This window comes from Actinosynnema sp. NPDC002837 (assembly GCF_040295345.1).
Lineage (GTDB): Bacteria > Actinomycetota > Actinomycetes > Mycobacteriales > Pseudonocardiaceae > Actinosynnema.
In genome coordinates this window covers 89,874-97,073 of the sequence record NZ_JBEOVG010000019.1, presented here as the reverse complement: position 1 = coordinate 97,073, position 7,200 = coordinate 89,874, and the positions used below count along the sequence as shown (strand labels likewise).

The 7,200-nt window shown below is 74.5% G+C and carries 5 protein-coding genes; 3 read left to right on the top strand and 2 right to left on the bottom strand.

Annotation, left to right across the window (positions count from 1 at the left end; translation table 11 throughout):
* Nucleotides 1-301: 301 nt before the first annotated feature.
* Both ABTZ99_RS16730 and ABTZ99_RS16725 read right to left on the bottom strand, forming a co-directional pair.
* Complete coding sequence (locus ABTZ99_RS16730; protein ID WP_499612070.1) at nt 302-3,130, bottom strand: sacsin N-terminal ATP-binding-like domain-containing protein; 2,829 nt, start codon at nt 3,128-3,130, stop codon at nt 302-304.
* Nucleotides 3,127-3,897 carry a DUF3027 domain-containing protein gene (locus tag ABTZ99_RS16725; RefSeq protein WP_498777591.1) on the bottom strand — a complete coding sequence of 257 codons (771 nt, stop codon included), beginning with the start codon at nt 3,895-3,897 and terminating at the stop codon, nt 3,127-3,129. Before ABTZ99_RS16725 ends, ABTZ99_RS16730 begins: the two co-directional genes overlap by 4 nt.
* Nucleotides 3,898-3,970: 73 nt before the next feature.
* On the opposite strand from ABTZ99_RS16725, the gene ABTZ99_RS16720 reads away from it, so the two are divergent.
* Genes ABTZ99_RS16720 through ABTZ99_RS16710 form a run of 3 tightly spaced genes read left to right on the top strand, consistent with a single transcriptional unit; the run spans nt 3,971 to nt 7,196 of the window.
* Nucleotides 3,971-4,714 (top strand): glutaminyl-peptide cyclotransferase, encoded by a 744-nt coding sequence (locus ABTZ99_RS16720; protein ID WP_499612097.1) that lies wholly within the window; start codon nt 3,971-3,973, stop codon nt 4,712-4,714.
* Nucleotides 4,715-4,732: 18 nt separating this feature from the next.
* Nucleotides 4,733-5,635 carry a threonine ammonia-lyase gene (locus ABTZ99_RS16715; protein ID WP_499612068.1) on the top strand — a complete coding sequence of 301 codons (903 nt, stop codon included), beginning with the start codon at nt 4,733-4,735 and terminating at the stop codon, nt 5,633-5,635.
* A 34-nt stretch (nt 5,636-5,669) separates the two neighbouring features.
* The gene (locus ABTZ99_RS16710) at nt 5,670-7,196 is read left to right on the top strand and encodes an MFS transporter (protein WP_499612066.1); all 1,527 of its coding nucleotides are present in this window, start codon (nt 5,670-5,672) and stop codon (nt 7,194-7,196) included.
* Nucleotides 7,197-7,200 lie beyond the last annotated feature (4 nt).

The window sequence follows — 7,200 nt, the reverse complement described above, 5'->3', positions numbered from 1 at the left end:
CGCCGCGCACCGCTCTCCGCGGCCCACCGCTCACCGCCGCGCACCGCTCTCCGCGGCCCACCGCTCACCGCCGCGCACCGCTCTCCGCGGCCCACCGCTCACCGCCGCGCACCGCTCTCCGCGGCCCACTGCTCTCCGCGGCCCACTGCTCACGTCGGCCGAGAGCGGTGGGCGCCCAGGGTCTCGGGCTGACACTGAGGGCCGGGGCGCCGCGCCTCCCTCTTTTCCGGCAACAAATCCGGGATTTCCATTCATCCCCGGAGCGGCTTCCACGATCGGGTGATCTTGGCAGCCCGGCCGGTCAGCCCAGCAGCACGGCCGGTGTCGGGTCGGCGATCAGCGCGGCGAACGTGTGCCGATCATCCCAGCGACCCGTCGTCCACGCCAGCGCACGCGCCAAACCCTCGGGCGTGTCGGCGGCGTGCACGACCTCCGATTCCACCCACCACGACACCGAGTGCTCCGCACCCTCCGCGGCCACCACGAGATCGTCGTGCACGATCAGCGAACCGGCCGGCAGGTCGACGCCGAGCAGGTCGCACGCCAACCGCACCGCGCCCAGCTCCGACCAGACCACCTCGTCGCCCTCGCCCACCACCGCACCGGACACTTCCTCCGACGCCAACGGCAGCGCCAGCAGCTCGGCCAGCTCCGCCGCCGCACCGGACGACGCCAGCACCTGGGCCGGCGGCAGCACGCCGAGCAGCCACGGCGAATCCAGCACCAGCACGTCGTCGGCCGGCTCGGCGGCGCCGGTGAGCACCCGCACCCGGTCCGGCGGCTCGACGCTCACCGAGTCCGCCACCTCGGCCAGCGACGCGTGCACCCGCAGCACCAGAGCGTCCGACAGCTTGCGCTCGGGATCACCCAGCCGCGCGATCAGGTCGGTGACGTCGTCGGAGTCCACCACGCTCAACGACGTGCGCACCCCGGCCGCCGCCAGCACGTGCGGCGGCAGCCCGATCGACGGCACCACGTCGTACAGGCCCTCCAGCCCGTCCGCGTCCGGCAGCCGCCACGACCCCAGCGGCACGCCGTCGATCGTCGCGTAGCGGGCCAGCCACCAGCCCGTGTACCCGTCCGGCTCGTTCACCGCACGCCACGCCACCGGGTCGGCGGCCATCATCGCCAACGCCTCCGGCCACTTGTCGCGCGCCACCAGGTCCAGGTCGCGGATGCCGAGCACCCGGGTCGGCGGCACGTCGAACGCGTCCCACCAGTACCCCTCGTCGGCCAGGTCGTGGTCGGGCTCGGTGGGCGAGTCGTCCTCCACCACGGTGAACCCGTCGATCACGCCGACGTCGGTCAACACCGACCGGGGCCACTCGGCCGCCACCGCGGCGTCCAGCACGCCGAACGGCGCGTCGGGCTCCAGCACGGCCAGCAGCGCCGAGTCCGGCAGCACGAGCTCGTCCGCGCGCCGCCACTCGCCGTCCGCCGACGGCAGCGCCAGCTCCGACAGCCACGGCCGCCCACCGGCCCGCGACACCAGCCGCAGCACGGTCCGCACCAGCTCCGGGCCGTCCAGCGCGGGGTCGTCCGAACTGCGGTGCACGGCCTCGCGCACGGCGTCGGAGTCCAGCAGCTCCGCCGGGCCTGCCTCGGTCGCGCCCAGCCGCACCAGCAACGGGTGCGCCGCCTCGGGGTGCGCGATCCGCAGCCCTGGCACGGAGAACAGCTCCGTGTCGGTGCCGACCAGCACCCCGCGCGGGCTGCTCACCAGCCGCCCGTCCACCAGCGGCACGGGCAGGCCGCCCATCGCCTCGCGCGCGGTCGAGTCGACGTCGGCGACCGGTGACAGCGCCTCGTACACCTGGCGCCACCACGACGGGTCGCCGCCGACACCGGCCAGCGCGGAGACCACTTCGGGCACGCCGAGGCGCGGCACTTCCAGCGCGGCCAAGGCCTTCGCGTGCGGCGGCAGCGTCAGCTCGTAGTCGAGCAGGCCGGGTATGACGTCTTCGAGCAGCTCGACCAGCTCGAACGACGCGAGGTCGAGCACCTTCGACGCCGACGGCGCGGCCCACTCGCCGTCCGCCAGCGGCAACCACGACGCCGACCTGAGCGCCGCCAGGATGCCCGTCCGCAGCCGATCGTCCACTTCGGACAGCGGGAACCCGGGCAACGGCACGAGCGACGTCCGCTCGACCGCGGGCAGCTTCGCCACCAGCTCCGGGTACGCGAGCGCGGCCTGCTCCAGCACGTACGACGCCGCCGTGCCCGCCAGCACCCGCCGCCGCGACGGCTCCACCGGCAGCGTCGCGATCAGCCGCGCGGGCAGCGACAGCTTCTCGTCGGTCGGCGTCGGCGCGTGCAGCACGTCACCGGACAGCGGCTCGTCCATCGGCCACGCCCAGCACACCGACCACTGCGGCCGGGACTCCACGCCCGCGACCAGCGCCGCCGGCAGCTCGCCGCCGACGCGGTGCACCAGCCACCGCTGCGCCCCGCCGGGCCCGGTCAGCACCACCACGCCGTCGGCCTCGGACCGCTCCCACGCCTCCGCGCCGACCTCGACGCGCCGCAGCCCGGGCAACGCCAGCAGCAGGTCCGGCACCTGCACCGCGAACTCCGCGAGCAGCGCCGCGCCGTCCACCGTCAGCGGCAGCCGCACCTCGGTGTCGAACCCGTCCGGCAGGTCCGCCTCGTCCGACGGCCACACCAACCGCAGCACCGGCACGTCACCGCCGCGCGCGGACGCCAGCGACGGCACCGCCTCGCGCGTGCGGGAGGCCGAGAACGCCACGGCGCCGGTCCGCGACACCACGCGGGGCTCCTCGGTCACCGCCAGCACGGCGGCGAAACCGACGCCGAACTGGCCGACCGTGTCCGCGGCCTTCGACGACGCGCGCAACGACGCCAGCGCCGCCACCCCCGCCGCGTCCAGCGGCGCGCCGGTGTTCGCCGCACGCAGCTCACCGTCCACAACGGACAGTCGCAGCACGCCGGGCGCGTCACCGGCCGCGTCGGAGGCGTTCTGCGCGAGCTCCACCAGCAGCCGGTCGCGGTACCCGCCGAGCCTCAGGTCCTCCTCGGCGTTGGCGTCCTCCCGGAACCGCGTGGGCGAGCCGCGCCACGCCGCCAGCACCGACTCGCGCAGCGCCTCGGTGCCGAACGGGTCCGCGCTCACTTCCCGCTCTCGGAGTTGGCCTCGACGTCGAGCACCGCGTCGTCGTAGACGACCTCGGCGACCGGCACCAGCGGGCCGCCCTCCACCTCGACCTCGGAGTGCGCGCCGCACCCGTACTCCACGTGCACGACGTGCCCGTCGGCCGGCGTCATCTCGTTCGCGCACACCCCGTAGGCGGCGCCGAGCGACCCGGCGATGCGGGTGTAGAAGCCGCACGTGCCGCAGGTGGCGGGGGCGCTGCGGGCCATCTCGCTGCGCGGCCCGAAGTCGCCGGCGTGCCAGCGCTGGGCGGCGTCGAGCACGCCCTCCCGCGACAGCACGCGCACGCGGCCGAGACCGACCTCCATGGCGACCTCTTCGACCGCCGGGTCGTCCGAGCCGACGTACCCCGGCGCGAGGCGCGGGTCGTCCTCGGGCGCGGGCAGCAGGTCGCCGACGCCGAGGTCGCCCGCCCGCACCCGCTCGTGCCACGGCACCCACTCGGGCGCGACCAGCGCGTCCTCGCCGGGCAGCAGCACGACCTCGCTGACCGACAGCGGCGTGCCGGGGCCCGCGAACGCGACCGTGACGGCCCAGTTCCAGCCCTGGTAGCCGGCGTGGTCGGCCTCGAACAGGTGCGTCGCGGACACCGCGTCCTCCGCGACGGCGCCCACGTGGTCGCCGACGCGTTCCGCGCCCGCCTCCTCTTGTGCGGCGGCTCGGGCGAGCCGGACTGCCGCTGGGTCGGCGAGCGCTGGATCGGGCTGGCGGGTCGGCGTGGCGGTCACGGGTTGAATTGTGCCGCACGTCTGCGCAGCCCCGCGCACACGTGCCACCCTTTCGGACGTGCGGTGGCTCCTGATGGCGGCGGTCTTCGTCTTGTCGGCGGCGTGCACCACCCCGCCGAGCGGTCCAACGGGCGGTCCGACCCGGGTCGAAGTGCTGGGCACGCTGCCCCACGACCCGGGGGCGTTCACCCAGGGCCTGGAACTCGTGGACGGCGTCCTCTACGAGGGCACCGGTCTGGAGGGGCAGTCCTCGCTGCGCCGGCTCGACCCCTCCTCCGGGGAGGTGCGGCAGCGTGTCGACCTGCCCGGACCCCTCTTCGGCGAGGGCATCACGGTCGTCGGGGACCGGATCTGGCAGCTCACCTGGCGGGACGGCGTGGCCATCGAGCGGGACCGGGACACGCTCGAGGAAGTGAGACGCGTCACGTACGAGGGCGAGGGCTGGGGCCTGTGCCTCGACGGCGGCCGGCTGGTGATGAGCGACGGCACCGACGAGCTGGCGTTCCGCGACCCGACCTCCTTCGCCGAGACCGGCTCGGTCGCCGTGCGCCGTGACGGGGAGCCGGTCACGTTGCTCAACGAGCTGGAGTGCGTCGACGGCCAGGTGTGGGCCAACGTGTGGCAGACCGACGAGTTGGTGCGCATCGACCCGGCGAACGGCCAGGTCACGGCCACCGTGGACCTCAGCGGGCTGCGGCCGGCCGACGTGCCGAAGACCGACGTGCTCAACGGCATCGCGGCCGTGCCGGGCACCGACGAGTTCCTCGTCACGGGCAAGAACTGGCCGACGATCTTCCGGGTCCGCTTCACGCGGTAGTGACCTACGGTCTCGCACGTGGACATCGACCTCGACAACATCGCCCGCGCCGCCGAGACCATCGACCCCGTCTTCCGCGGCACCCCGCAGTACGTCGACGAGCAGCTCGGCGCGGCGCTGGGCCGCCGGGTGCTGGTCAAGGTCGAGACGGTCAACCCGCTGCGCAGCTTCAAGGGCCGCGGCGCGGACTTCATGGGCGCGACCCTGCCGCCGGGACGCCCGGTCGTGTGCGCGTCGGCGGGCAACTTCGGCCAGGCCGTGGCGTACGTCGGCCGCACCCGCGGTTTCCCGGTCGAGGTCTTCGTCTCCCGGGCCGCCGTCCGCGACAAGGTCCGCCGGATGAAGTCCCTCGGTGCGTCCGTGATCGAGGTCCCGGGCGACTTCACCGCCGCCAAGGACGCCGCCCGCGAGCACGCCCAGCGGGTCGGCGCGATCTTCGTCGAGGACGGCCGCGACGTCGCCGTCACCGAGGGCGCGGGCAGCATCGCCGTCGAACTGCTCCGGGCGGGCCGGTTCGACACCGCGGTGGTCCCCGTCGGCGACGGCGCGCTGATCACCGGCATGGCCCGGTGGATCAAGGAGCACTCGCCGGACACCCGCGTCGTCGGCGTCTGCGCCGAGGGCGCGCCGGCCGTGGCCCGTGCCTGGGCCGGCCGCCCGGTGGCCGACACGCCCATCGACACCATCGCCGACGGGATCGCCGTGCGCGTCCCCGTGCCCGCCGCCATCCCCCGGCTGCGAGCCCTCGTCGACGACATGGTCCTGGTGTCCGACGACGCCATTCGAGACGCGATGGCGCTGGCCCGGGGCGCGCTCGGCCTCGTGCTCGAACCGGCGGGCGCGATCGGCCTGGCCGCGATCGCCGTGGCCGACATCCCGGGCGAGACGATCGCCACCGTGCTCACCGGCGGCAATGTGTGAGACAGCCCGCACCGGGTGAGGCAGGATTGAAGGCGTGACACCCCCTGGGCCGGAAGACCAGTCGCGGCGGTACCCGTGGGAGGACGACGAGTACAAGCCGCGCACCCGGCCGTACCCGACCCCGGGCCCGCCGCCACCCCCGCGTGACGAACGCGAATCGGCCCGGTTCACGCCACCTCCGGACGCCGACAAGCCGACCGTCCCGACCCTGCCGAAGAAGCTGACCGTCACCCGCGTGGCGTGGTTCCGCACCCGGCAGCTCAGCAGCCAGGCGCTGGCCGCGTTCCGCAAGGCCGCGCACGCCGACGGCGCCAAGCAGTCCGGCCTGTCCTCCCTCACCTACGCGGTGATGCTGAACTACGCGGCCGACGCGGCGATGGCGGTCGCGCTGGCCAACACCTTGTTCTTCTCGGCCGCCTCCGGCGAGAGCCGGGGCAAGGTCGCGCTCTACCTGCTGATCACCGTCGCGCCGTTCGCCCTGGTGGCGCCCGTGATCGGCCCCGCCCTGGACCGCATCCAGCACGGCAGGCGGGTGGCGCTGGCCGCGTCCTGCGTGATCCGCGTCTTCCTGTCCATCGCGATGGCGCTGAACTTCGACAACTGGGGCCTCTACCCGGCCGCCCTGGGCAGCATGGTCCTGTCCAAGTCGTTCACCGTGCTCAAGGCCGCGATCACACCCCGCGTGCTGCCGCGCGAGATCACCCTGTCCAAGACCAACGCCCGGATGACCGTGTTCGGGCTCGCCGCCGGCGGCGTGTTCGGCGCGGTCGCGGCCGGTTTCGCGAACCTCTTCGGCTCCCCGGGAGCCCTCTGGTTCACCGCCGCGCTCTGCCTGGCCAACGCCTTCTACTGCCTGCGCATCCCCTCGTGGGTCGAGGTCACCGAGGGCGAGGTCCCCACCTCGCTGCGCGCCAAGCCGCACAAACCCAAGCGCCAGGCACTGGGCCGCACCGTCGTGGTCGCCCTCTGGGGCAACGGCGCGATCCGCATGCTGACCGGCTTCCTGATGCTCTTCGCCGCCTTCGTCGTCCGCGCCCAGACCGAGGGCGACGCCCTCATGCAGGTCCTCCTGCTGGGCGTCATCGCCGCCGCGGCCGGCATCGGCAGCTTCCTCGGCAACGCCGTCGGCGCCCGCCTCCAGTTCGGCTCGCCCGACCAGGTCGTCATCGGCTGCCTCACCACCGCCCTGGCCACGGTCGTGCTGGCCGCCGTCCTCCCCGGCCTGGTCACGGCCGCCGCCGTCGGCCTGATCGGCGCCACCGCCAGCTCCCTGGCCAAGGTGTCCCTCGACGCGGTCATCCAGGACGACGTCCCCGACGAATCCCGCGCCTCCGCCTTCGGCCGCTCGGAGACCATCCTCCAGCTCGGCTGGGTCTTCGGCGGCGCCCTCGGCGTCCTGCTGCCCACCGAGTACTGGATCGGCTTCACCGTCCTGGCCGTCCTGCTCGCCGTCGGCCTGGCCCAGACCATCCAGACCAAGCGCGGCTCGACCCTGATCCCGGGCCTGGGCGGCGACCGCCCACTGCGGCCCGCGCCCGTCGTGCCCAGGCCGGGCACGTAGGCTC